Annotated in this window: 6 protein-coding genes; 1 reads left to right on the forward strand and 5 read right to left on the reverse strand. The window is 67.2% G+C overall.

Annotated features, from left to right (window positions below):
- Nucleotides 1-299: 299 nt before the first annotated feature.
- Nucleotides 300-1,010, forward strand: a complete 711-nt coding sequence (locus tag ACQUWM_RS12580; protein WP_428922383.1) for a 4'-phosphopantetheinyl transferase family protein — start codon at nt 300-302, stop codon at nt 1,008-1,010.
- 42 nt (nt 1,011-1,052) lie between these two features.
- Here ACQUWM_RS12580 and ACQUWM_RS12585 read toward each other — a convergent pair whose 3' ends face one another.
- Genes ACQUWM_RS12585 through ACQUWM_RS12605 form a run of 5 tightly spaced genes read right to left on the reverse strand, consistent with a single transcriptional unit; the run spans nt 1,053 to nt 25,694 of the window.
- Complete coding sequence (locus ACQUWM_RS12585) at nt 1,053-1,700, reverse strand: nitroreductase family protein (RefSeq protein ID WP_428922384.1); 648 nt, start codon at nt 1,698-1,700, stop codon at nt 1,053-1,055.
- 10 nt (nt 1,701-1,710) lie between these two features.
- Nucleotides 1,711-3,408, reverse strand: a complete 1,698-nt coding sequence (locus tag ACQUWM_RS12590) for a cyclic peptide export ABC transporter (RefSeq protein ID WP_407001616.1) — start codon at nt 3,406-3,408, stop codon at nt 1,711-1,713.
- Nucleotides 3,405-7,283 (reverse strand): non-ribosomal peptide synthetase, encoded by a 3,879-nt coding sequence (locus ACQUWM_RS12595; protein WP_428922385.1) that lies wholly within the window; start codon nt 7,281-7,283, stop codon nt 3,405-3,407. The genes ACQUWM_RS12590 and ACQUWM_RS12595 overlap by 4 nt, the downstream gene beginning before the upstream one ends.
- Nucleotides 7,280-16,150: an amino acid adenylation domain-containing protein gene (locus ACQUWM_RS12600; RefSeq protein ID WP_428922386.1), complete on the reverse strand. Its 8,871-nt coding sequence runs from the start codon at nt 16,148-16,150 to the stop codon at nt 7,280-7,282. Before ACQUWM_RS12600 ends, ACQUWM_RS12595 begins: the two co-directional genes overlap by 4 nt.
- Nucleotides 16,151-16,184: 34 nt before the next feature.
- Complete coding sequence (locus ACQUWM_RS12605; RefSeq protein WP_428922387.1) at nt 16,185-25,694, reverse strand: amino acid adenylation domain-containing protein; 9,510 nt, start codon at nt 25,692-25,694, stop codon at nt 16,185-16,187.
- Nucleotides 25,695-25,728 lie beyond the last annotated feature (34 nt).

Here is a 25,728-nt window from a genome sequence, read left to right on the forward strand (position 1 = left end):
CTCAAGTGGACGCGGGCAGCGCCTTTTCCAAGGTTTCCCGTCAGTTCACCAGTACCCAAGTACTCCGAATCTGAACGAACACCATCCGACGCATCGGGACGATCCGCGGTGGGCGATTGAACCAAAGCGTGACTTATATGAGAACTATTATCATTGATATTAAAGAGTGACACTTATAAACTCAGCCGCCTTCCCCACCCGTATTCAAGGTTACCCACATGCTGGATTTGAGTCGCGGTACCCCATCGCCTTTTGCCCATACGGCCACTCGATACCTAGCCTGATGATACGACAGCCCCATGACACCATTCATTACCCCCTGTGCCTATCCACTGACCCTGCCATCTGGATTTGACCAGTACTGGTGTAAGTACAACCGGGATGACTACAGGGACAGCCTGTACCCTACCCTGGGCATTCCTTTTCCAGCCTCGTTGAATCGCGCTGTCGCCAAACGCAGGGCGGAGTTTCTCGCAGGTCGATATTGCGCCCACAAGGCACTGTCGGCACTGGGCCTTGGTAGAGAGCCGGTGGAGATCGGGCCACACGGATGTCCGTTATGGCCCCGCGGCGTCAAGGGATCGATCAGTCACAGCCGGGCCTGGGCATGCGCGCTTGTCAGCAACGATCCCAAAACCCGGAGCATCGGAGTCGACATTGAAAACATCGTCAGCGAGGAGACGCTGGAACAGTCCCGTGACCTGGTTCTGGTCAGAGAGGAACACCGCTTGCTGGGCTGTGACAACCTGAATCCCAGAACGGTCTTCACTCTGCTCTTCTCGTTAAAAGAGAGCTTCTTCAAGTCCGCCTACCCACTGGTCGGCCACTATTTTGACTTTGATGCGGTTACCGTCGTCCACATTGATACTCACAGGCAAATCATTTCCTTCCAACTCAACGAACAGTTGCACGCCCAACTCCCGAAGTACACCGACTTCCAGGCTCATTACCGCTTTCTGGATGAAGACACCCTGGCCACGTTGACCCTGTTACCTGGCCGCTCCTCCTAACTCAAACCAGCGTCCGGGGCCGGGGTTACTTTCGGTTTGGCATTACGGCAAGTCCACGGCACGCCAGGGCCGCAGATCGCCACCGGCATGCCACTCCCAGGTGAAGTCAGTAAACGAACGCCGCTTGCGGGGACGGTTCTTGCGCGGGTCCGGGGTGCCCACGGAGAGCACCCCCACGATGCTGTCCTTCTCCGCCAGCCCCAGCCGCTCCCAGATTGCCGGATGGCGCTCCACCGAATGCCAGATCGCGCCGTAGCCAAGGGCGTGGATTGCCACCAGCATCTGCTGGCAGGCGGCCGCGGCGGACATCTGCTGCTCCTGGTCCGGCACCCGGTGGCGGGCCACCACCTCGGCGCAGACGAAGAGCATCATCGGCGTAGCGGCGATCTCGTCAACGAAGGCCTGCAGGTCGTCGGCGCTCATGTCCCGGCCGGCGTACAACTCCCGCACCAGCCCGGCAAGGTCAGTCATGGCCTCGCCCCGCACCACCACGAAACGCCAGGGCCTCAGGTTGCCGTGATCCGGCGCCGAGATTGCCGCCTGCAGGATGGTTTCCAGTTCCCCGGTGGTCGGTGCCGGGTGACGCAGCAGGCTGCGCACGTAGGAACGGCGGGTCAGCAGCGCCTCTATGGCGCCCATGTCGGCCTGCCCGGAATCCGGGCAGTGATCGTTGTCGCGGGTCAATGGCATGGCAATCCAGTCAGGTTCCCGGTTGTTCCGTTACGCGTTCGCGCAACTCTTGTGGTGATAGCTCCGGCGGATGCGGTGACGAGTCCGGTGGGGCGTTATAGGGCACCAGCTGGCCACTGTCCAGTTTGTAGACCCGGTCGGCCAGTGCAAAATAGCGGTCATCGTGGGTGATGGCGACCACCGTCTTGCCCGCCGCCTGCAGCTCCGGCAGGATCTCCCGGTAGAACACCTCCCGGAACGTCGGGTCCTGGTCGGCGGCCCACTCGTCCAACAGCAATACCGGCCGGTCCTCCATGTACAGCAGCAGCAACGCCAGGCGCTTGCGTTGCCCCTGGGACAGGGCGGTGGTGGACAGGCGACCGTCCCGCACCTCAACCTTGTGGTCCAGCGCCAGGCGCCGGAGGTAGTGCTGCACCCGCTCGTCCACCCCGGCATCCCGACCCTCGGCGTCCAGCACATCGGCGAACAGATAGAAATCGGGGAAGATGGTGGCGAAATAGCCCCGGTGCCGCGCCGCAGTCGTCTCATCCAGGGTTTCACCGTTAAGGGTCAGCCGGCCTTCGGTGGGCAGGTAGAGGCCGGTCATCAGCTTGCCCAGGGTGGACTTGCCGCTGCCGTTGCCCCCCACCAGAAAGATCAACTCGCCCCGCCGGATATGCAGGTCCAGCGGTCCCAGGTGGAACCCTGCTTCGTCCCCCTGACCCGGGTAGCGGTAGCCTGCTCCCTCCAGGCAGAGTTCCTGGAACGGCGGCAGTGGTTCGCGCTCATCGGCCTCTGAGAAATCCTCGGCGGGCCCCAGGCCCAGCCGGTCGATGGCCCGCAGCGCCACATTGCCACGAATAATGGCGGGTACCGCGTCCAGGATCATGGCGATGGGGGTGCGCAGGAACATGATGGCAAGTACGTAACCCACCAGAACGTCCCGGCTCACCAGCCCCCAGCCCATACCGGCAAAGAACACCGCGCCCAGCAACAGGAACACCAGCACCGTGGTCCAGTTGAGGTTGATGGCCCACAGCGCATCGGCACGGCTGGCGGCCTGCATGGACTCCCGCGCCGTGGGTTCAAGCCGGCGCTGGAACAGGTAACGCCGGCGTGACCGGCTCAGGCCCAGCTCGTTGCGCCCCTCGATGGTGGCCTCGAAGTGCTCGAACAGGGTGTCGTCCAGGTCCCGTACCCGGCCCATCAGGCGCTTGACCAGCCGCCCCAGCAGGATATCCCCCCAGACACCGAGGGCGATGACCACCTGGGTAACCAGAAACAGGGGCAGGTTCAGCCAGGCCAGGTAGGCCATGCCGGCCACCAGCAACAGCCCGTTGTACAGGGAAATCGGCAGCTGCTTGAAGGCCGCCGCCACCATGGTGACGTCGCGGGTCAGCACGTTGTACACCAGCGGCCCACCCAGGGCCTCCAGCCGCGCCAGGGAGGTTCCCAGCACCTGGGCCACCAGCTTGAGACGGAGCTGGTACACCAGGCTGTGCCCCAGCCGCACCAGCAGCACCTGGGAACTGACGCCGCTGACGAAAACCAGCACCACCAGGCCGGCAAACAGGGCCAGCGACTGGCCGGTGTCGGCCATGCCGGTATCCAGGGTCTGGTTGATATAGGCGATCAGCCCGATGCCCGCCGCGGCGCTGATGCTGCTGGCCAGCACCGCCAGCGCGATTCGCCAGCGCACCTGGCGCAGGAATGTCATCATCAATGTCATGAAACCACTTCCGTATTAACCGGTATCGAGAGCAACTGGTCCAGCAGCTGCCCGTGCATGTCCGACGAGGCCAGGATGGACACATGGTCCGCCTCAACCGTGGCGCTCCGCACCTCGCGGGTACTATACGCCTGCCAGGCCCGGGGATCACACCGCCCGTCGCGGCAGGTCCACACCCAAAGCGGCAGGTCTACCCTGGGGAGAGCCACGCCGTACATCAGTTCCTTGAACCGCCAGCGAACCATCACCCGCTGGCGAATCCAGTCTTCCGGTATGCCATCACCCAGCGCCTGCCGCAGCTCGGCGGACACCAACGCCCGTTCCACCGCCGTGGCATAGTCGCAGCCGGCTACTTCCCGGGCCAGGGCCTGGCGGGAGCCATCCGGCAGGGCGATCTGGTGACTCTGGCAATAGTAGTCCAGATCCGCCAGCAATTGCCCCGACTCGTCTTCGGCCCCCTGCAGGGTATGGCTGGGGTCGTAGTCCAGCAGGGTGAGGCTGTGTACCCGGAAACCCCTGGCCTGCAACCGCTCGGCCAGCAAAAGCGCCAGCCGCGACGCCAGGCTCCAGCCCACCAGCACCAGCGGGGTGTCCCGCAGGCTCTCCGGTATCGCCGCTACATAGCCGTCCAGCACCTCGCCCAGGCGCTCGGGACAGCTGTCTTCCAGCGCAGCGCCATCGGCGGCCAGCCCGTGGAGCCGGACCTTGCCCTGGAGAGCGTCGATCAACGGGCGCAGGGTGAGCAGATGGCCGGAAACCGCGTGCAGTAGCACCACCGCCAGGTCGCCCTGCGCCTCGCCGTAGGTCAGCCAGCGCTGGTTTCCATTGCCCTGCTCCACCCGACCGGCCAAAGCGCGGACGGTCTGGGCCTCGAACAACAGGGTGGTGGGCAGCAGCCGCTCCAGCCGGTCCCGCAGGCGGGCCACCACCTTGATGGCCGCCAGCGAATGGCCTCCGATGTCGAAGAAATTGTCGGTCACGCCAATATCGTCCTGTCCCAGCACGTCCTGCCAGACCGCCAGCACCAGGCGTTCCAGCTCGTTCTGCGGCGCCACCCGGACCCGTTGTGCGGCACGGTGTGCCAGCTCCGGCAGGGCCTTGCGGTCCACCTTGCCGTTGTCGTTCAACGGCAGTGCCGTCACCACCAGGATGCGGGCCGGCACCATGTAGTCCGGCAGCCGTTGCGCCAGGTCTTCCCGCACTTTTGCGGGATCTGGCACGGGTTCCGGGGCAGAGCCCGGCGAAACCTGGCCGCCGGTGACCAGGCCCAGCAAGCAGGCCTGCTCGCCCTCCCCGTCCAGCACCGCCGCAGCCTGTTCCACGCCCGCCGTGGCCTGCAGGGCGCGTTCCACTTCTTCCAGTTCGAAGCGGAATCCCCTGAGCTTCACCTGATGATCCCGCCGGCCCAGGATACGGATGACGCCGTCGGCCTGCTGCAACGCCAGGTCACCGGTGCGGTACAGGCGGCCATCCCCCGCAGGGTTGGCCGTGTAAGCCTGGGCGGTGGCCTCCGGGTTGCCCAGGTAACCCCGGGTCACGCCCGGGCCGCTGACACAGAGCTCCCCCACCTGGCCCCGGGGCACGGAACGCCCCGCCGGGTCCAGCAGGTAAATCCGGTTGTCGCCGATCGGATCGGTCAGGGCCGTGTCCTGGCGTGCCAGGTCAACCTCCGACCACAACACCCCGACGGTGGTTTCGGTGGGCCCGTAATGGTTGTACACGGTGCAGCCCGGCGCGGCGGCGGACAACTCCCGCAACAGGGCGGTGCCGACAGGCTCACCCCCCAGCACCAGCCGCTGCCTGGGCAGCAGCGCCGAGACGGACTGCCCGGTGAGCAGCGCCTCCAGGTGGGACGGCACGATCTTCAGCACATCCAGCGGCCAGTTCGCCTGGTAATCGGCAAACGCCTGGCCGTCGGTGACCGTGGCCCGGTCCAGCAGGTGCAGGCAGCCGCCCCGGAGCCAGGCGGGAAACAGTACCGTGTTGCCCAGGTCCGCCACCAGTGAGGACACCAAGCCATAGTGGCCGCCCTCGGGCAACGCCAGGGCCGCGATGGCGTGGGCACAATAATGGTTCAACTGGGCGTTTTCCACCTGCACACCCTTGGGCTGCCCGGTGGAGCCGGAGGTATAGAGTACGTAGACCTGGTGCGAAGGCTCGCGGGTTACCGGCGCCAGTGCCCCGGTGCATGATCGGGCCCGCGACCAGCTCAGGATCTGCCAGGGCCCTTCCAGCCCATGCGTGAGGGCGGCAGCGTCGGTGTCGTCATCCGCCACCAGCAACACCGCTGGCCGGGCGTCCCGCAGTATGGTCTCCAGTCGCCGGGCGGGCTGCTGCGGGTCCAGGGGCAGGTAGGCCGACCCGGTTTTCAGCACCGCGAGCATGGCCACCACGGCCTCGGGCCCCCGGGGCAGGCAGAGGGCAACCAGCCGCTCGGGGCCGGCGCCAACAGCCTGGAGGGCCGCGGCCACCCGCTCACTCTCGTTGTCCAGCTCGCAATAGCTGTACTCGCGCTGACCAGCACGCAACGCGACGCGTCCGGGGTGGGCTGCCGCCTGTTCGCGGAACCCGCCAACCACATCCGCCACCGCATCAGCCCTGGCGGTCGACGGCGGTAATGCCCCACTGGCCATATCTTCGTCGTCCAGCAACAGATCCAGTTCCGCCAGGGCTGTCTCCGGGTACTCCAGTACCTGCTCCACCAGCCGTAGCAGTCGTGCCAGCAGGCGTTCCATCTGGGCCTGGCGGTACAGGCCGCTGTCGAAATCCAGGATCAACTGGCCGTCGCCCTGCTCGGTGTGGACGGCCTGCAACAGCAGTTCACAGGGACTGGTGGGGGTATCGGTCTGCAACGTCTGGCGGTCCGCCTGCGTCCGCCACAGCATGCCGGCCTGGCGGCTGGGCTGCGACAGGGGCTGCACCTCCCCCAGGCTGGCGTATTCCTGCCACTCCGGCAACGCCTCCAGGCCCGTTTTCAGCTCCCGCGCCAGGCCTCGCAGGGATTGCCCTGCGCTGCCGTGGCAGGCCAGAGGCAGGATCTGGCCGAACAGGCCGATGCTGGGGGCGAGTTCGTCATAGTCGTCGCGGCAGTCATGCTGCCAGCCCAGTTGCAGGGCGTGACTGCCCCTGAGCCGGCCCAGGAGCGCTGCCCAGGCCGCCAGCAGGGGCGTCGGCTGCGGGCAGTCCCAGGCCTGCGCCAGGGTCGCCAGCCGTTGCTGCAAGTCGGCAGGCCAGGAGCACCGCGCCCGCCCGAAGATACCGGCGGGCTCACCGTAGATTTCCGGCAGACGCCCGCCGGGCAGGCGCTCCAGGCCCTGGTTGCGCCAGAACTGGGCGCCTTCGCCGGCGTCCTCGTCGTCCGCCTGCAACTCACGAATCCAGGCAACGTATTCCCGATACTGCATGGGGGGCTCATCCGCCGGCACGGCATCGCCGGCACGCAGGGCGTCGCGCAGCCGCAACAGGCTGGCATCGTCCACCGCCAGGGGCGAAACTCCCAGCAACAGGCGGCTGCCGCCCCGGGCATCCTGGTACAGCCAGGCCAACAGGTCCGGCTGGTGTTGCGCCGCCGCGTCCTCCGCGCGGGCTCGCCAGAGCTGGGGTTCGGTGCCCTCTCCGGCACCGCCGACCCGCCAGTCCAGCCGCAGGTCTTCCGGCGCTACTACCTCCTGGCGCAGCCCGGTCCAGCCCCGGGCCTGGCGGTAGCGGGTACGCAGGGCTTCGTGGCGTGTAATAAACCACCCCAGGGCCTGTTCCACGTCCCTGGCTTGCAAGCCCTCGCCCAGGCCCAGCCACACCCACCGCAATGGCGGGGCGGTCTCGGCCAGCATTTTCTGTTGCGGTGACAGCGATTCACCGGTGGCAACGGAATTCATGTCTGTGGCTCCTCAATGACGTGAGTTGCGGATGGCTCGTCGGTGGCCCTGGGTGCCGCCACCTGGTCACGGCGGTAGATGTCCCCCATGGCCACCGCGATCCGGCGTTCCCCTTCGAACGGGTCGCGGGCATGGGCCGCCAGCATGTTGTCCAGCATCACCACATCGCCCGCCTGCCAGTCAAAGCGCACCGCGTGATCTTCGTAGGCCGCGCTGATCAGTTGGATGGCCTCATCTTCCAATGGCTCGCCGTCGCCGTAACAGACATGGCGCGGCAGGCGTTCCTCGCCTCCCCCGTCCAGCAACTGCGCGCGCACGTCCTCCTCAAGGAAGGCCATGTGGTAGAGCTGGATCTGGTTGAAAAAGCTCAGTTCCCCGGTGGCCGGGTGACGAATGACCGCTGGCCCCCGCTGGCGGGTGTGCAGGGTGTCGCCCTCGCCCCATTCGAACTGGATACCCCCCTCGCGGCAGATGGCCTCTACCTCGTCCCGCCGCTCGGTCCTGAAGAAATGCTGCCAAGTGACGTCGATCTGACCAGTAAAGTTGCGGATATAGAGCAACTGCTTGTCCTGCAGCTTGTCCCGCAGCCAGCCCGGCAGCGCCCGGTACACCTGGCGGCAATCGACAATCGGGGTGGCGCCGCCCACCGGCGCCGGCACCTCGCAGTAGAACCACTGTCGCCGGGGCCAGCGGTGCTGGTGGGCGCTCTCGTTATGGAACAGGATCATGCGGTCATTGGGATAGGGCGTGGACCGGTAGATCTTCTGCCCCACGTCCTTCTTGGGCAGGTCGCCGTACTGGCCATACAGCTCGGGATGGAGCGCCTGGCAGAATCCCTCGAAGTCTACCGGTGTCGGCAGTTGGAACCCCCGGAACAGAATACCGCCGTGCTCTCCCAGCCACTGCTCCACCTGTGCCCGGTTGGCGCTGGCCCAGGCGTGGGGGTCCAGGTCGGCCTCGCGGCTTTCCACCAGCAGGGGAAAGGGCTGACCGCTGTTCAGGGGACGGCAGTCCACCGGCGCGCGGTCGGCGGCCGGGGGCTGGCGCTTGAGCTTGCCAAGCTTGGACAGCTTACGCTGTTTTTGCGTGGATGAAGTCATGGATGCCTTACCTCTGGCGTGCAGGTCAAAGTCGGTTAAAGAGGTGTCCGGTGCGGCCAGGGCCTGGGCCAGGATATCGCACAGGCCATCCCGCAGCCGCTCGATGGTGGCGCGGCGGAACAGGCTCGGGCGGTAGACCCAGCGCAATTGCAGGCCGGCCTCTTCCTCGCTGGCGAACAGCGCCATATCGAACTTGGAATGGTGCTGAGGGTTGGCCCGTGGCGTCACCTCGATGTCCGGCAATCGCTGTTGCTGGCCGGGCGTGTTCTGCATTACCAGCAGCGCCTGCAGCAGCGGATGGACATTGCCCTGGCGGGGCTGGCCCATGGTCTCCACCACCCGGTCGAAGGGCACGTCCTGGTGGGAAAACGCCTCCAGGCACACCTGTCGCACCTGTTGCAGGTAACCGGCAAAGGAAGTGTCCGGTTGCGGTTTCAGCCGCAGCGCCACCAGATTGACGAAGAAGCCGATCAGCGCCTCGGTGTCGGGGGTATCCCGGTTGGCGACGTCAGTGCCGATGACCAGGTCTTCGCTGCGGGTTTCGCGGTGCAGCACCAGGCCAAAAGCCGCCAACAGCACCATGAACAGGGACGCGCCCTGATCTTTTGCGAAGGCCTGCAATGCCTGCCACTGCTCCCCCTGCCACTGGAAGTCCACGGCGTCGCCCCGGCCATCGTCCCGCTCCGGCCGCGGGAAATCGAACGGCAGCGCCAGTTGTGGCGGCATGCCGGCCAGTGTCCGGCGCCAGAACTCCAGGCCCTGACGATGCTGCTCCCGGCGCTCGTCCGACACCTGCCAGGCGGCATAGTCGGCGTACTGGATCGTCAGGGGCGGCATTTCACCGGCTGGTCCACCACCCGCCTCGCCATAGCAGGCAATGACCTCGTCCAGCAGCACCGTGGTGGACCAGGCGTCGGAGGCGATGTGGTGCTGGATGAACTGGCAGACGAAGTCCCGCTCGCCACGCCGGTACAGCCGCACCCGCAGGGGCGCCTCCCGCTCCAGGTCGAAGGGATGGCAGGACGCCGCCGCCAACAGGCGCTCCAGATCGGCATCCACCGCCCCGGGCGGCAGGTCGGTGGTGGCAAAGTCCGGCGGCAACTGCGGGTGGATACGCTGCACCGGCTCGTCACCCACCTGGTGGTAGGTGGTGCGCAGTATCTCGTGGCGCTCGCTGACCCGCTGCAATGCCTCCCGCAATGCCGCCGGGTCCAGGGCGCCGCGCAGCTCCACCGCAAACGCCATGTTGAAGCTGGCATCCCGGGGGTTGAGGTGCTGCATGAACCAGACCCGGCGTTGGGCATCGGACAGCGGCAGATCGCCATCACGCGGTGCCCGGGGAATGGCGGCCCGCTGTCCGGCGGCGGATTGAACCCGGGACAGCGCCCGCGCCTGCGCCGCCAGTACCGGCTCCTCGAAAAACAGTTTCAGCGGCAGCTCCACGCCCTCGGCCCGCAGACGTGAGCGGACCTGGGTCGCCTTCAGGGAATGACCGCCCAGGTGGAAGAAATTGTCGTCCGCCCGCACCTCATCGATGCCCAGCACCTCGCACCAGATGGCCGCCAGGTATTGCTCGGCTCCGTTCAGCGCGGCGGCGGGGGCAGTGTCCTGGCGGCTGCCGCCGTCTGGCTGCGGCAGCGCCTTGCGGTCCACCTTGCCGTTGCTGTTCAGGGGCAGCTCGGTCATCGGCTGGTACCAGGTCGGCACCATGTACTCCGGCAATCGTTCCGCCAGATGGGCGCGCAGTCCGGCGGCATCCACCTGGCAACCGTCCCGGGTCACCCAATAGGCGGCCAGTGCCGCCTGGTGGACCACCACTGCCGCCTGGCGCACCGACGGGTGCTGCTGCAGGGCGGCCTCGATCTCCCCCAGTTCCACCCGGAAACCGCGAACCTTGACCTGGCCGTCGGTACGGCCCAGGTACTGCAGTTCGCCGCTGGCCAGCCAGCGGGCACGGTCGCCGGTGCGGTAAAGCCGCCCCCCGGCCGGACCGAAGGGATCGGGCAAAAAGCGCTCAGCGGTGAGTGCCGGCTGGTCGGCGTAGCCACGGGCCAGTCCCTCCCCAGCGATGTACAGCTCTCCGGCGACACCCACCGGCACCGGGTTGAGTCGGTCGTCCAGCACGTGGCAGCGGTTGTTGAGCAGCGGCCGGCCGATGGACAGCACGCCGTCCGCCACCGCCCCGGTCACCGGGCTGGAGGAGGACCACACGGTGGTCTCGGTGGGGCCATAGACGTTGATCACCTGCCGCGCCGCGCTGGCCAGGCGTTTGCCCAGTTCCGCCGGCAGCGCCTCGCCACCAGTCAGGGCCACCACCTCCGCCAGGTCGCCACCGTCGTCCTCCAGCAGCAGGCTCCAGGTGGCCGGCGTGGCCTGCACCAACTGGACCTGCCGCGCGCGGATCAGCGCCAGCAACGCTTGCGGATCGTGACGCTGGTCGTCGTCCGCCATCACCACGGTGCCACCCCGCACTAGCGGCAGGCACAGCTCCAGCCCGGCGATGTCGAAGGTGATGGTGGTGAGGGCCAAGTAACGGGTCACTTCCTCCAGGGGCAGGATGCGTTCCATGGCCACCAGGAAGTTGGCGAAACTACCACGGCTGATCTGCACTCCCTTGGGCCTTCCGGTGGAGCCGGAGGTGTACAGGGTGTACGCCAGCTGCTGCGGCCTCGCCGGTGGACAGTCCGGCGCCCCGGCCGGCTGCAGTGCCAGTTGCAGTTCCAGCTCGGACCAGACCAGGGTACGGCCGGCGGTGCCCGCGACACCCTGGCGGGTCTCATCGGCACACAAACACAAGGCCGGTGTGGCCTGTTGCAGGATATAGCCGTTGCGCTCGGCGGGATGGGTCGGATCAATGGGCACATAGGTCAGGCCCGCTTTCTGGATGCCCAGCAGGCATATCAGCAGGCGCTCATCCCGGGGTAGACAGAAGGCCACCGGGGTTTCCGGCGCGACGTCCTGGGCCAGCAGCCAGTGCGCCAGGCGGTTGGCGGTGTGGGCCAGCTCGCCGTAGCGCAGCTGGCGGTCGCCGCTGATCACCGCGATCCGGTCCGGGTGGCGCCGGGCACGCTCGTCGAAACGGGCTACGAAGTCTTCCAGCTCCGCGGCCGGCAGGACCTCGCCGGCTTCCGGCAGCGACCCGGTGGACGCCAGCGGCAGGGCTTCCAGGCGGTGTTGCGCGCCTTCACCAAAACTCCGCAACAGCTCGACGTAATCCGCCACCAGGGTGGCCACGGTCGCCTCCTCAAACAGCACCGGCGGATATTCCACCAGCAGCGTGGTGCTGTCATCGCCGCCGGAATCCTGCTGTTCGAACAGGTTGAAGGTCAGGTCGAACTTGGCGCTGACCCGCTCCAGCGCCAGCGGCTCCACGGCCAGGCCAGGCAGTTCGATGCGCCGCTCGCCGCGGTGGTCCTTCTGGTAGTTGAACATGACCTGGAACAGGGGGGAGCGGGACAGGTCCCGTTCCACCGCCAGGGCATCCACCAACTGTTCGAAAGGCAGTTCCTGGTGCGCCAGGTCCTCCTGGTGCTGGCGTCCCAGTTGTTGCAGGTAGTCCGACAGGGCTTGCTCCGGCCGCAGCCGGCTGCGGTGGACCAGGGTGTTGACGAACAGGCCGACCAGCTCCTGGCTGTGGGGATCGTCCCGCCCGGCCACCGGTACCCCGACGGTGAAGTCTGACTGGCCGCTGTAGCGCCACAACAGTACTTGGTAGGCGGCCAGGTAGACGGTAAACGGCGATACCCCGAGACCGCGAGCCAGCCCGTTCACCTCGCGGGTCACCGCATCCGGCACGGAGTGCTCCAGCCGCCGGCCCTCGCTGGTCTGGTGGGCAGGTCTGGGGTGGTCCAGTGGCAACAGCAGGTCGAAGTCGGCGCCCGCCAGCCGCTCACGCCAATACGCCAGTTGGGCATCGGTGCGCCCGTCCGCCACCGCCTGATGTTGCCAGACCGCCAGGTCGAGAAAGTCCACGGTACGCTCGGCATCGTCCAGCGGGCGGTTCTCCACCGAGGCCTGGTAGGCCGCCACGAAATCCCGCACCAGCAGCGCCATGGACCAGCCATCCACCGCGATGTGGTGCACATTGATCAGCAGCCGGTACTCCTCCGGCCCGACGGGAAACAGGTCCACCGCCAGCAGCGGACCCTGTTCCAGGTCGAAGGCCCGGCTCGCAGCCCGGGTGGCCGCCGCCTGCCAGTCAGCGCCCCGGTCGGGATGGACCTGGAACAACGGCGATACCTCGTCCGCCACCTGTTGCCAGACCTGGTCGTCCCGCTCGAAGAAGCGACAGCGCAGGGACTCGTGACGGCGCACCAGAGCCTCGCAGCTTTGCCGCAGCGCCGCCACGTCCAGCCGTCCGGTCACCGCCAACAATTGTGGGACATTGTAGGCGACGCTCTGCGGGTCGAGCTGCTGCAGGAACCACAGGCGGCGCTGGGCCGGGGACAGTGGCTGTGGCCGCGACCGCTCGACGCGGGGCGGAAGCCCGGCGTCAGGCGTGTTCGTCGGATCGGCTTCCCCGGCCATCGCCCGCAGGCGGCCGTCCGCCATGACCTGGCGCGGGGTCAGCGGCAGCCCGGCCTGGGCCGCCAGCGCGATCAGTTGCAGGCTGAGGATCGAATCACCGCCCAACTGGAAGAAATCGTCGTCCGGCGTTACCTGCTCCACGCCCAGCAACTGGCGCCAGAAGTCGGCCAGGCGGGCTTCGGTAGCGGTCAGTTCACGGGTGGCTTCCGCCGGTTCGGCGGACTGCTCACCCGTCTGGGGATCGGGCAGTGCCTGACGGTCCACCTTGCCATTGGTGTTAAGGGGCAGGTGCTCCATCAACTGCCAGTGGGCAGGCACCAGGTAGTCGGGCAGCTGCTCGCGCATCCGTGCCTGTAATCGGGCCAGGTCCGGGGCGGTGTCGGCGGCCTGTACATAGGCCACCAGTTGCTGGCCCCGGCCCAGGTCGCGGGCAAGCACCGCCGCCAGCGACACCTCCGGTTGCAGGTTAAGCCATTGCGCGGCCTCGCCGGGCTCCACCCGGTAGCCACGGATCTTCACCTGATCGTCCACCCGTCCCAGGAATTCCAGTTCACCCCGGGTGTTGATGCGCACCCGGTCACCGGTGCGATACCCGCGGCCGCTGCCGTCCGCCGCCGGCAGGAAGACGCCTGCGGTCAGGTGGGGCCGGCGCCAGTAGCCCAGGGCCAGTTGCGGTCCTTCGATGTAAAGTTCCCCGCTGGCGCCCCGGGGAACCGGGTTCAGGTCTTCATCCAGTACCCGCAGCCGGCAGCCCGGTAACGGCGTGCCCAGTGGCAGGTAGGGGGTGGCCGTGTCCGCCACGGGTGTCTCGACGGTCTCGACGGCATGGCTGCAGACCCCCACGGTGGCCTCCGAGGGGCCATAGTGGTTGACGATACGCAGCTCCGGCGCCAGTTCGCGTACCCGCACCACCAGACCAGCATCCAAACCCTCGCCCCCCAGCACCAGGGTGTGCCGGGGCAGCAACCGCCGGGGATTCTCCACCGCCAGCAGCCCCTTGAGGTGGGACGGCACGATCTTGAGGCAATCCACCGGCTCGCTGTCGAGGTAATCCGCCAGGGCCGGCGGGTCGAACGCCCAGGCCGGGTCCGGCAGTACCAGGGTACCGCCCTGGTGAAGGGCGCCGGCCACCGAGGTCAGCCCCAGGTCCGCCGCCACTGTCGCCGGGGTGCCATGGCGGGCGCCCACCGGCAGTTGCAGGCGTTCGGTCACGGCCGCGGCGTAATGGCTCAGGCTGTGGTGGCTGACCACCACCCCCTTGGGCCGTCCGGTGGAGCCGGAGGTGTAGATCAGGTAGGCCGCCTGCCCCGGTTGGCTGCGGCTTTCTTCCCCCACACCCTGTTCGGGGGCGGCGTTATCTGCCGACCCCGGCCACTGGTCCACCCGCAGCGCCGGCCGACCACCGGCCACATCCAGGGGTGCGGCCAGTAGCACCAGGGCGCAGTCGCTGTCCTCGATCAGGTCCGCCAGGCGCTGGGCGGGCAAGGCCGGGTCGAGGAACACCACCACTGCCCCCAGGCGCCAGCACGCCAGCATAGCGGCAACCTGCACCGGCGTGCGAGGCAGGCACAGCGCCACCCGGTCGCCCTCGCTCATGCCCGTCAGGGCCATGCGCTGCGCCAGGTTGTCCACAGCGCCGATCAGCTCGCGGTAGCTGTAACGGCCCTCGGGGGCCACCAGGGCACAGGCGTCCGGCTGTTGCCGGGCCAGGCTCGCCACCCGCCGATCCAGCGGGCACGGGGCCTGGGCCAGCGGAGCCGTCGCCAGCTCGCTGACACCATGACGCCAGTGCAACTGGGACAGGCGTACCCCGGGCTGTTCCAGAGTCTGTTGGAAAATGTCCTGCAGGTGCGCCAGCATTTGCTCGACAGTAGCCCGCTCGAACAGTTCGTCGCTGTATTCCAGGTCCAGTCGCAGGCGGCCATCCCCCTGCTCCACCAGGCGCAGGGTCAGGTCGAAGCGGGCCTGGTGCTGTTCCGGCTCCACCATCTCCACCGCCACGCCCGGCAATTCGAACTGGCGGCTTTTCGGCAGGCTGAGCTGGACGTACATCACCCGGAACAGGCCCTCGCCCCGGTCGCGGTCCAGCAGCGCCGGCAGCTCCTCGAAGGGCACGTCCGGGTTGTCGAAGGCCGCCGCGGTCACTTCCCGGCTACGGACCAGGGCGTCGCGGAACGACGGATCACCGGTGAGGTCGTGGCGCATGACCAGGGTGTTGAGCAGGGGGCCGATCAGCGGCGCCAGTTCCTCCCGCTGGCGGTTGGCGATGGAGGTGCCCAGGCAGATATCCCGGTCGTGGGAGTATTTCGCCAGCAGCCAGGTAAAGACTGTCTGGCCGTATATATAGAGGGTGGTGCCCAGCTCCCTGACCGCCCGCTGGATGCCGGCACTGAGTTCCGCCGGCAGTGGCCGGCTCAGGTTGCCGCCGCTGAACCGGCGCTCGGCGCTGGCCGGACGGGGCCGGTCGGTGGGCAGGTTCAGCGCCTGCGGTGCATCCCCGAGTACCTCGCGCCAGTGTTCGCACTGGTCCCGGTAGTGCTGGCTGGTCATCCACTCCCGTTGCCAGAGGACGTAATCGCGGTACTGGATGGGCAGTTCCGGCAGTTCGACGCGACCGCCCTCCACGGCCGCCTGGTAACAGGCGGCCACTTCCTGGTTGAGCTGCTGCGCCGACCAGGCATCGAAGGCGATGTGGTGGATGGTGAAGAACAGCCAGTACTCACCATGACCGGTATCGAAGAAGCGCACCCGCAGCGGCGGCTCTTCGCGGAGGTTGAACCTCTGGTCGAGCTGGCGGTGGTACTCGGCCTGGCTCCAGGCCCCGGTATCGCCATCGGCCACCCGGACGGGCTCCACCTCCAGCGGTGGCAACAGGTCGTCTTCCACCCGTTGGCAGGGCTCGCCATTGGCATCGCCGGCAAAGCGGGTGCGCAGGATCTCATGGCGATCGACCACCTGGCGCACCGCCTGGTTTAACGCCTCCAGGTCAACCTTGCCGTGAAAACGCAGCACCGAACACAGGTTGTACAGGGCACGGCCACCCAGCTCCTCGGCCGCCAGGAACCGCCGCTGGGCCAGGGACAATGGGTAATGTGCCGCCGCCTCGCGGGGCCGGGCCACGATGGGCAGGCGCCAGGGATCGATCCCCTGCTCCGCCAGGCGTTCCCGGAACAGCCGGCGCTTCTCCTCGGGGAGCGCCGCCAGCCGCCGCGTAATCTCCGTAGCGTTGGATTGGTTCATTGTCGCTCCCTCCGTCCTGTCATGCATGCTGTCATCAGTCCTCGAATTCCGTCAGTAACTGGTCCATGGCGTCGAGCTCGTTGCGGTTCCGGGCGCCTTGCGTGTCCACCTGCCGCGCCAGTGCCGCCACCGTGGGTTCGGCGAACAGTTCCCGCAGGTGCAGCCTGACGCCGAACCGCTCCTCGACCCGGCTGATCAGCCGCATTGCCAGCAACGAGTGCCCCCCCAGTTCGAAGAAGCTGTCTTCAACGCCGACACGGGGCAGCGCCAGCAGCTCGCTCCAGATATCCGCCAGTTGCGTCTCCAGTTCGGTGGTGGGCGCCACATAGTCGTGACGGACCAGATCCGACTCCGCCGGCCGAGGCAGGGCGCGCCGGTCGATCTTGCCGTTGGTGTTGAGGGCAAAGCGCGAAACCGGCACGAAGGTGAAAGGCACCATGTAAGCGGGCACCCGCTCCTCCAGATAGGTGCGCAGCGCCGCCGTGTCGGGCCGGGCTTCGGGAGTGTCCGCCTGTACCCAGGCAACGATGCGCTGGTGTTCGTCGGCCATCACCACTGCCTCCCGGATTCCGGGGTAGGCGCGCAACAGCGACTCGATTTCCCCGGGTTCGATGCGGAAGCCGCGTACCTTGATCTGGAAATCACTGCGACCGACATAGGCCAGGTTGCCATCGGCACCCTGGCGCACCAGGTCACCGGTGCGGTACATGCGGCGCCCCGGAGTGGTTCCGAAAGGGTCCGGCAGGAAGGCGGCGGCGGTCAGCTCCGGCGCAGCCTGATAGCCCTGGGCCACGCCGGCGCCGGCGATGTAGAGCTCGCCCACCGCACCGGCCGGTACCGGTTGCAGGCAGTCATCCAGCACATAACATTGGGTGTTGAGCAGCGGCAGGCCAATCGGCGCAATCCCCTCGACCGGTTCCTTCAGGGCCTGGCAGGTGGACCACACGGTGGTCTCGGTGGGGCCGTACACCACCGTTAACGCCACCCCCAGCGTCCGCAGCCGGTTGGCCAGCTCCGCCGGCACTGCCTCTCCCCCGACCAGCCCGCGAATGGCGGGCCAGTTATCGGGCCGGTGTTGCAACAACAACTGCCAGCTGGCGGGGGTGCCCTGGAACACCGTGGCGTTCTCAAGGTGCGCGAACAATGCTTCGCCGTCCGCCGCCTCTCCAGTCTCCACCAGACGAATACGGGCACCCTTGATCAGCGGCAGGAACAGCTCCAGTTTGGAGATGTCGAAGGCGCAGGTGGTCGCCGCCAGCCAGCGGTCCGCGTCGGTCAGCGGCAGTTGCTGGTCCATTGCCAGCAGGAAGTTGAGCAGGTTGGCGCGGCTGATCTGTACCCCCTTGGGCCGCCCGGTGGAGCCGGAGGTATAGATGACGTAGGCCAACTGCCCCGGCTGCGCTGTCAGCCTGGGGTCATTATCCGGGTAGTCCGCCAGGGGCAGTCGGTCCACCGCAACCGTCCTGGCCCCGCTGTCACCCTCCAGGGCGGGCAGGGCAGATTCAGTCAGGCACAGCGCCGGGCGGGCATGCCGCAGAATCGTCGTCAGTCGCTCGGCGGGGTGGCCGGGATCCAGGGGCAGGTAGGCCGCCCCCGCCTTCTGCACCGCCAGCAGGGTCGGCACCAACAGCGGACCACGGCTCAGCCGCACTGCCACCAATTGGTTGGCCGTGACCCCCTGCTCGCGCAGGTAATGGGCCAGTTGGTTGGCCTGCCGGTTCAGGTCGCCGTAGCTGAGCGCCTGGTCGCCGCATTCCACGGCGATGGCCCCGGGAGTGGCCGCGGCCTGGCGCTCGAAGCGGGCGATCAGATCCTGTTGCCAGTCGATGGCCGCCTCGGTCCGGTTCCACGGTGCCTGTGCCGGGGACGGTTCATCCAGGGTCAGCTGACACAACCGCGACTCCGGCTGCACCAGCATCGCCACCAGCAACTGCTGGAAATGTTCGGCATAGCGGGCCATGGTGGCGGGCAGGAACAGATCGGTGTTGTACTCCAGGGTGCAGTGCCAGTGCTCGCCGGCCTGTTCGATCTGCAGGGCGATATCCGCCAGCACCTGGTTATTCTCCACCGGCAGCCGCCGGGCACCGATACCGGCGAATTCGCTGGCGTCGGCCGAGGGTAGCTGGATCAGGTTGAACAGGGCCTGGAACAGGGGGGCATGGCTGGTGTCCCGGTCCACCGCCAGGGCCTCCACCAGCTTCTCGAAGGGCACGTCCTGGTACTGCTGGGCCTCCAGCGTCACTTGCCGGGCCTGCTGCCAGAGTTCCGCCACCCGCTGTTGTGGCGCCAGGGAGCAGCGCAGTACCTGGGTGGTGGCGAAATAGCCGATCAGTTGTTCGGTGTGGCCATGGTGGCGTTGTGCTACCGGCACCCCGAGCCACAGGTCACGCTGGCCGCTGTAGCGGGACAGCAGCAACTGCCAGGCGGTCAGCAACGGGGTGAACACCGTCAGTCCCTGCTCGCGGCAGACGTTACCGAGCCGGTCAACCAGTTCGGCAGGCAGGGAGAAGCGGTAGCGCTCACCGTTGTAAGTCTGCTGGCTCGGCCGGGGCAAGTCGGTGGGTAGATCCAGCAGGGGCACCTCGCCGGCCAGCTTGTCACGCCAGTAGTCCAGCTGTTCCTCGATCCGTGCCCGGCCCTCCGGCCCCTGCCACCAGGTGGCCACATCGGCGAACTGCAGGGGCAACGCCGGTAGCGGGCCCGCCCCGGTTGCAGGCTGGCCCGGGTTTGCCTGGTAATGGCGATAGAGCGTGTCCAGTTCCCGCACCAGGATTTCCAGGGACCAGGCATCGGCGATCATGTGGTGGATGGTCAATTGCAGCACGCTGCCCTGTGCGGGCAGGCGGTACAGCTTTACCCGCCACAAGGGGGCGGAGGCCAGATCAAACCGGTGGACCGCCTCAGCCTGAAGCCGGTCGGGCAACTGCTCCGCTTCGCAGTGCTGCACCGGCGCCAGCACCTCGGCCACTGTCGCCGGGTCCATCAGGATTTGCAGCAGCTGGCCGTCATCCTCGGCAAAGCCAGTGCGCAGGCTGTGCTGGCGCCGGGCCAGGGCGGTCAGCGCCTTCTGCAACACCCCGGGCTCGATGTCGCCATCCACTTGCAGTGCCACGGACAGATTGTAGGCGCGACTGCCGTCCTCGAAGCGGTCGATGAACCACAGCCGCTGCTGGGTGAAATGCATGGGCGCGGGGCCGTCGTCGCTCCGCGGCGGGATGGTGACCACCTCTCCGCCGGCGTCGCAGTCCAGCTCCGCCGCCAGGTCAGCCAGCACCGGCCTCTCGAACAGCCGCCGTAGGGGCAGTTGCACGCCATGGCGTTCAGCAAGACGGGCCACCACCCGTGCCGCCAGCAGCGAGTGCCCGCCCAGGTTGAAGAAGTTGTCTTCCGGCCCAACCCTGTCCAGTTGCAGGATCTCCTGCCAGATGTCCGCCAGGCGCTGTTCCGCCCCGGTCATCGGGCGATTGCTGGTCGTGGTCGGGGCCTCGGGTTGCGGCAGCGCCTTGCGGTCCACCTTGCCGTTGGCGTTCAGGGGCATGGCCGACAGCCGAACGAACTGCCCGGGCACCATGTAGTCCGGCAGATGGGCCGCCAGGTGGGTTTTCAGTTGGTCGTCGTCCGCCGCACCGGTCATGTAGCCCACCATGCGGGCCTGCTCACCCTCGCCCCAGAGTCTGACGGCGGCGGCCTCCACCTGCGGGTGGCGCTCCAGCACCGCCTCGATCTCTCCGAGTTCGATGCGGAAGCCCCGCAGCTTGACCTGGAAATCCCGCCGGCCCAGGTATTCCAGCCCGCCCTGCGCCGTCCGCCGCACCTGGTCACCGGTGCGGTACATGCGGCCACCGGAGCTGGTGCCGAAGGGGTCCGGGAGGAAGGCGGCGGCGGTCAGTTCCGGCGCGGCGAAATAGCCGCGACCGACGCCGGCACCGGCCAGGTACAGCTCGCCGGCCACACCCGGCGGTACCGGGCGCAACTGGTCGTCCAGCACGTAACAGGCGGTATTGGCGATGGGCGCGCCAATCGGGACCTGCACCGATGCAGTGGCGGAATCCACCGGCTGGAAGGTGGCATAGACGGTGGCCTCGGTGGGGCCATAGCCGTTGATCAGCTCGGCGCCCCGACCGGTAATGGCCTCGGCCAGTGCCCCGGACAGGGCCTCGCCACCAGCCACGGCGCGCAGTCCCTGCCATGACTGTTGACTGTGTTGCACCAGCAAACGCCAGGTGGCGGGGGTGGCCTGCAGTACGGTGATGTCATGCTGCTCCAGCAGCTGGTCGATCTCGCGGGCATCGCGGGCCTGCTGGCTGTCCGCCATCACGGTGGTGGCACCCGCGGCCAGCGGCACCAGCAACTCCAGCACGGCAATGTCGAAGGTGGCGGTGGTCAGCGCCAGCACCTGGTCCCCATGGCCCAAGGGCAGGCGGTGATCCAGCTCGCCCAGCAAATTGGCCAGGTTGCCGCGGTTGATGGCCACCCCCTTGGGACACCCGGTGGAACCGGAGGTGTACAGTACATAGGCCAGTTGGTCGGGCGTGGCCGCTGTGGGCTCTGAGGAACAGTCCGACTCCAGCTCCGCCAGTTCGACCAGGGACACCCCGGCATTCCAGCGGGACACCCGCTGCCGCAGATCCGACTGGGTCAGGCACAGGCCGGGACCCACGTGGTCGAGTATGTACGCCGCCCGCTCATCGGGATAGCCCGGGTCCAGGGGGACATAGGCAGCGCCTGCCTTGAGGATGGCCACCATCGCCATGGGCAGCGCCTGACTGCGCTCCAGGCACAGGGCAACGCGGTCGTCCGGACCGATTCCCCGTTGCCGCAGCGACGCCGCCCAGCGATCGGTGATGCTGTCCAGTTCGCCATAGCTGAGGCTGGCCTGCCCCGTTACCAGGGCCGGTTGTTGGGGCGCCAGTTCCACCTGTTGGCGGAAACGCTGGAGCCAGTCCGCTGGCTCAGGCTGCTCCGCTCCCGTCAGCAGGCTGTGCTGGTCGGCGGGCAGCGACACGCTGCCACAGGGCAGTTCGGGGCGGCGCACCAGTTGCGCCAGCACGCCCTGGTAGTAATCGGCCATGGCGGCGATACCGGTCTCGGCAAACAGGTCGCGGCTGTATTCGAAGCTCAGCTCGAAACCGTCCGCCAGTTCCTGGACGTCGAGCTTGAGGTCGCACATGGCGGTGTCGGGCCGGTTGTCCACCAGCTCGGCCACCACGTCCCCCAGGTCAAAGCGGTCAGTGGCCAGTCCTGGCAGGTAGTTGAACATGGCCTGGAACAGGGGGTTATGACTGAGCTGGCGCTCCACGCCCAACTGCTCGATCAGGTAGTCGAAGGGCAGGTCCTGATGGGCCTGGGCCTCCACCGACTGTTGGTGGGCGCGGGCCACCAGGGCCTGCAGGGTCTCCGCCGGGTCCAGGCGGAGACGGTACACCAGGGTGTTGACGAAGCAGCCGATCAGCGACTGGACAACGCCATGATGGCGGTTGGCCACCGGTACCCCCACCAGGATGTCGTCCTGGCCGCTGAAGCGGTGCAGGACCAGCTGGTAGGCAGTGAGCAGGGTGATGAAATTGCCCCGGCCCTGGCGCTGGCCAAAGGCCTTGACGTCGTCCGCCAGCGCCTTGGGCAGGGTGACCTTGTAGCGGCCGCCCTGCTGGCTTGGTTGCTCCGGCCGTGGATAATCGCTGGCCAGGGTAAGCAGCGGCCGCTCCCCGTCCAAGCGCTGCCGCCAGTAGTCCAGCTGCCGCTGGCAGTCTTCGCCTTCCATCCACTGCCGCTGCCACAGGGCGTAGTCGACGTATTGCAGGGCCAGGGGTTCCGCCGCCGGGGTTCCACCGGCCTGCAATGTGCGGTAGTGGTGGCAGAAGGCCTCCACGATGAGCCGCAGGGACCAGCCGTCGGCAATGATGTGGTGGCAGTTGATGGTCAGTACCTGCTCATGGTCGTCCACCCGGTACAGGTGAGCCCGCAACAGCGGCCCATGCTCGAGGTCGAAGGACGCCATGGCATCCCGGCGCAGGGCCTGGTGCAGCGCCTGTCCGGCCTCCTCCTGACTGCGCAGGTCGGTCACCGGCAACTCCACCGGCTGGTTGGCCTCAATGATCTGGACCGGCGCGCCGTCCCGGTTGACGAAGCGGGTACGCAGCACCTCGTGCTGGTCCACCAGCACCTGCAGCGCCTGGCGCAGGTGCTCGTGGTTAACATCACCCAGCAGCCGCACCGCTCCGGGCAGGTTGTAGGCGGGGCTGTCCGGCTCCAGCTGCTGCAGGAACCACATGCGTTGCTGTGTGAAGGACAGCGGCAGCACCTCTGGTCGTGATTGCGGCCGTGGCCCCGTTTCGTCCTGGCTGACCTGTTGCGATTCCAAGTCCTCCGCCAGTTCCGCAACAGTGGGCTTCTCGAACACCCTGCGCAGGGGCACCTCGCGATCCAGTTGCCGACTCAGCTGGCCGATCAGCTGGGTGGCCAGCAGCGAATGCCCCCCCAGCTCGAAGAAGTTGTCGTGGATGCCGATGCGTTCAAGCCCCAACACCTCCTGCCACACCGACACCAGTTGCTGCTGCAGCGGGGTGGTCGGCGCCACGTAGCTGGCCGCGCTCTGGGCGGCGAAATCCGGCGCCGGCAGGGCCTTGCGGTCGACCTTGCCGTTGGCGTTCAGCGGCAGCCGGGGCAGCGGCACGAAGGCCGCCGGTACCATGTAGTCCGGCAGGGTGTCGGCGATAAACTTGCGCAACGCCTCCACCGCCGGCATGGAGTCGGCCACCACGTAGGCCACCAGCACCTTGGCACGGCGTACGTCGTCACAGGCCAGCACCACCGCCTCGCGCACCTGGTCGTGCTGGCGCAGGCGGGATTCAATCTCCCCCAGCTCGATACGGTAGCCGCGCACCTTCACCTGATGATCCGATCGCCCCACGTACTCCAGGTCACCGTTGGGCAGGAAGCGGGCCAGGTCGCCGGTGCGGTAGAGGCGCGAGCCGTCGTTGGCAAAGGGGTCCGGCAGGAAGACCGCGGCGGTGCGTTCCGGCTCGTTCAGGTAGCCGCGGCCAACGCCGACACCGGCCACGTAGATTTCTCCCACCGCGCCCTCGGGCAACAGCTCCATCTGGTTGTTCAGCAGGTACAGACGGTTGTTGGCCGTGGCCCTGCCAATGGGGACGTTACTGGCACTGTCGGGCAGCCGCTCAACCAGGGGATGGAAGGCCACGTCGTCGGAACATTCTGCCGGGCCATAGGCGTTCATCATTGGTATCTCGGGCAGACACTCACTCCAGCGCCGCGCCAGTACCGGAGGCAGGGCTTCGCCGGTGGGTAGCAGCCAGCGCAGGCTGGCCAGGCCGGCGGCCGCCTCCCGCTGATCCAGCAGTCCCTGCATCAGCGACGGCACGATCTCCAGGATGGTGATGCCGTGCCCGGCCACCGCCCGCACCAGGGCCTCCGGGTCCTGGGCCACGCAATCCGGCAGGATCACCGTACGGGCGCCGAGGATGACGCCGGTCAGGCACTGCCAGACCGAGATGTCGAAACACTGGGACGCGGTCTGGGCGATCACGTCGGAGTCTGTCAGCGCCAGGCTGGGGAACTTGCCCAGCATGTTGTTGAGCATGCCTTCCTGGGTCACCATGGCGCCCTTCGGCGTTCCGGTGGAACCGGAAGTAAAGATCACATAGGCCAGGTGGTCGGGACCAACGGTTATCCCCGGGTTGTCGCAGGGTTCCAGGGCCTGACCGGACAGATCAAAAGTCAGGTGCGGGGTGGCCGCGCCCTCTACCAGCCCGGCCGCCTCTCCGGCCAGGGTTGCCAGTTCGGGCGAGGACACCAGCAGTACGGGCCGGCCCTGGGTCAGCACCGTGGCAATGCGCCGCGACGGGTGTTTGGGATCCAGCGGCAACCAGGCGGCGCCCGCCTTCAGCACCGCCAGTATCATCACCAGCAGCGCCGGGCCGCGCTCATCCAGCAGCGCCACCAGGGTGTCCGGCCCCACCCCGCGATCGATCAGTTGCTGCGCCAGCAGGTTGGCGCGGGTATTGAGTTCGCTATAACTCATCCCCTGGTCGCGGTAGCGAAGGGCCTCCCGCCCGGGGTGGCGCACCGCCATTGCCTCCATGCGCTCGATGTACAGCGGCTCCACAGGCTGCCGCGGCCCCTCGGCCCACTGCCGCAATTGCCGGTGGCATTCGGTATCCGACAGCATGGCAATGTCCCGGAGCCGGCGCTCGCTGTCTTCCCCGGTTACCAGGCACTCGCCCATACTGGTCAGCAGGGTGGTGAAATGGGCCAGCATCCGCTCCACTACCGGATGGCTGAAGCGGTCGGTCTGGTAGGTCAATTGCAGGTGCAGTTGCTCGCCGGGAATCACCACCACGGTGATCGGGTAGTTGGTGTGGGTACGATTGGCGGCGTCCTTGATGATGAATTCCAGGTTTTCCTGGCGCAGCCCGGCATCCATGGGGGCGTTCTCGAACACGAACAGGCTGTGGAAAAGATCCTGTTTGTCCACCTCGCTCCAGCCCTGGATCTGGGCCAGGGATACCGTTTCATGCTCACGCAGTGTCAGGTTTTCCCTTTGCAGGGCCTGTAGCCACGACCGCAGGGACTGGTCCCCCTGCACCTGCCAGCGCAGCGGCAGGGAGTTGATGAACAGGCCGACGATGGCCTCCATGCCCTCCAGCTCAGCGGGGCGTCCCGACACGGTAACGCCGAACAGCACGTCGCTCTCGCCGCTGTAGTGGGACAGCAACAGGGCCCAGGCTCCCTGCACCAGGGTGTTGAGAGTGATATTGAGACCGCTGGCCGCCGCCTGCAGGCGGCGGGTCTGTTCCGGACTCAGGCGGTGGACACAGTCCACCACCGGCTCCCCGGCGTCGCGGCCGAGCCCCGGACGGTCGACACCCAGAGGGGTTGGCGCGGTGAAGCCCGCCAGCCGCTGTTGCCAGAATGGCCGGTGCTGTTCCGGGTCCTGCTGTTCGAGCCAGCGGATAAAGTCCCGGTAGGGCCGGGGTTTGGGCAATTGCAGTTCCTGACCCCGGCACAGCGCGCGATAACAGTTGAGGAAGTCCATCATGATGATGGAGAAGCACCAGGCGTCCATCAGGATGTGGTGGTAGCTGCGTACGAACTGGTAGGTATCCGGCGCCAGCTTGAACAACCGGACCCGCATCAGCGGCGCCCGGGTGAAGTCAAATTCCTCGGCACGCTCGTTACGCAACAAGGTGTCCAGCTTCTGCTCCTGGGTCTGGGAGTCCAGGTGCGACCAGTCCTCGTAACTCACTGGCAGCTCCACCTGTCGATGCACCACCTGCAACGGACGCTTCTGCTTCTGCCAGACGAAGGAGGTACGCAACGCCTCGTGGCGGGACACCACCTGCTGCCAGGCCTGACGGAACAGGGTCAGGTCAAGGTCCGGCATTTCCATCACATGCCGGTACTGCAACAGATACATGCCCTTGCCCGGATGCATCAGGCTGTGGAATAACAGTCCCTGCTGCATGGGCGCCAGGGGGTAGATTGCCTCGATGTTCTTGGAAACGGACTTTGCCTTGTCAGTCATGACGCCACTCAACACTCTGAAATTGAAAACCTTG

Origin of the sequence: Marinobacter sp. DUT-3 (assembly GCF_050379435.1) — a bacterium.
GTDB lineage: Bacteria > Pseudomonadota > Gammaproteobacteria > Pseudomonadales > Oleiphilaceae > Marinobacter.

What these genes read in the sequence shown, in the direction of transcription:
- ACQUWM_RS12595 (WP_428922385.1), bottom strand. Translation starts at nt 7,283, where the DNA reads ATGAATTCCGTTGCCACCGGTGAATCGCTGTCACCGCAACAGAAAATG.
- ACQUWM_RS12590 (WP_407001616.1), bottom strand. Translation starts at nt 3,408, where the DNA reads ATGACATTGATGATGACATTCCTGCGCCAGGTGCGCTGGCGAATCGCG.
- ACQUWM_RS12580 (WP_428922383.1), top strand. Translation starts at nt 300, where the DNA reads ATGACACCATTCATTACCCCCTGTGCCTATCCACTGACCCTGCCATCT.
- ACQUWM_RS12600 (WP_428922386.1), bottom strand. Translation starts at nt 16,150, where the DNA reads ATGAACCAATCCAACGCTACGGAGATTACGCGGCGGCTGGCGGCGCTC.
- ACQUWM_RS12605 (WP_428922387.1), bottom strand. Translation starts at nt 25,694, where the DNA reads ATGACTGACAAGGCAAAGTCCGTTTCCAAGAACATCGAGGCAATCTAC.
- ACQUWM_RS12585 (WP_428922384.1), bottom strand. Translation starts at nt 1,700, where the DNA reads ATGCCATTGACCCGCGACAACGATCACTGCCCGGATTCCGGGCAGGCC.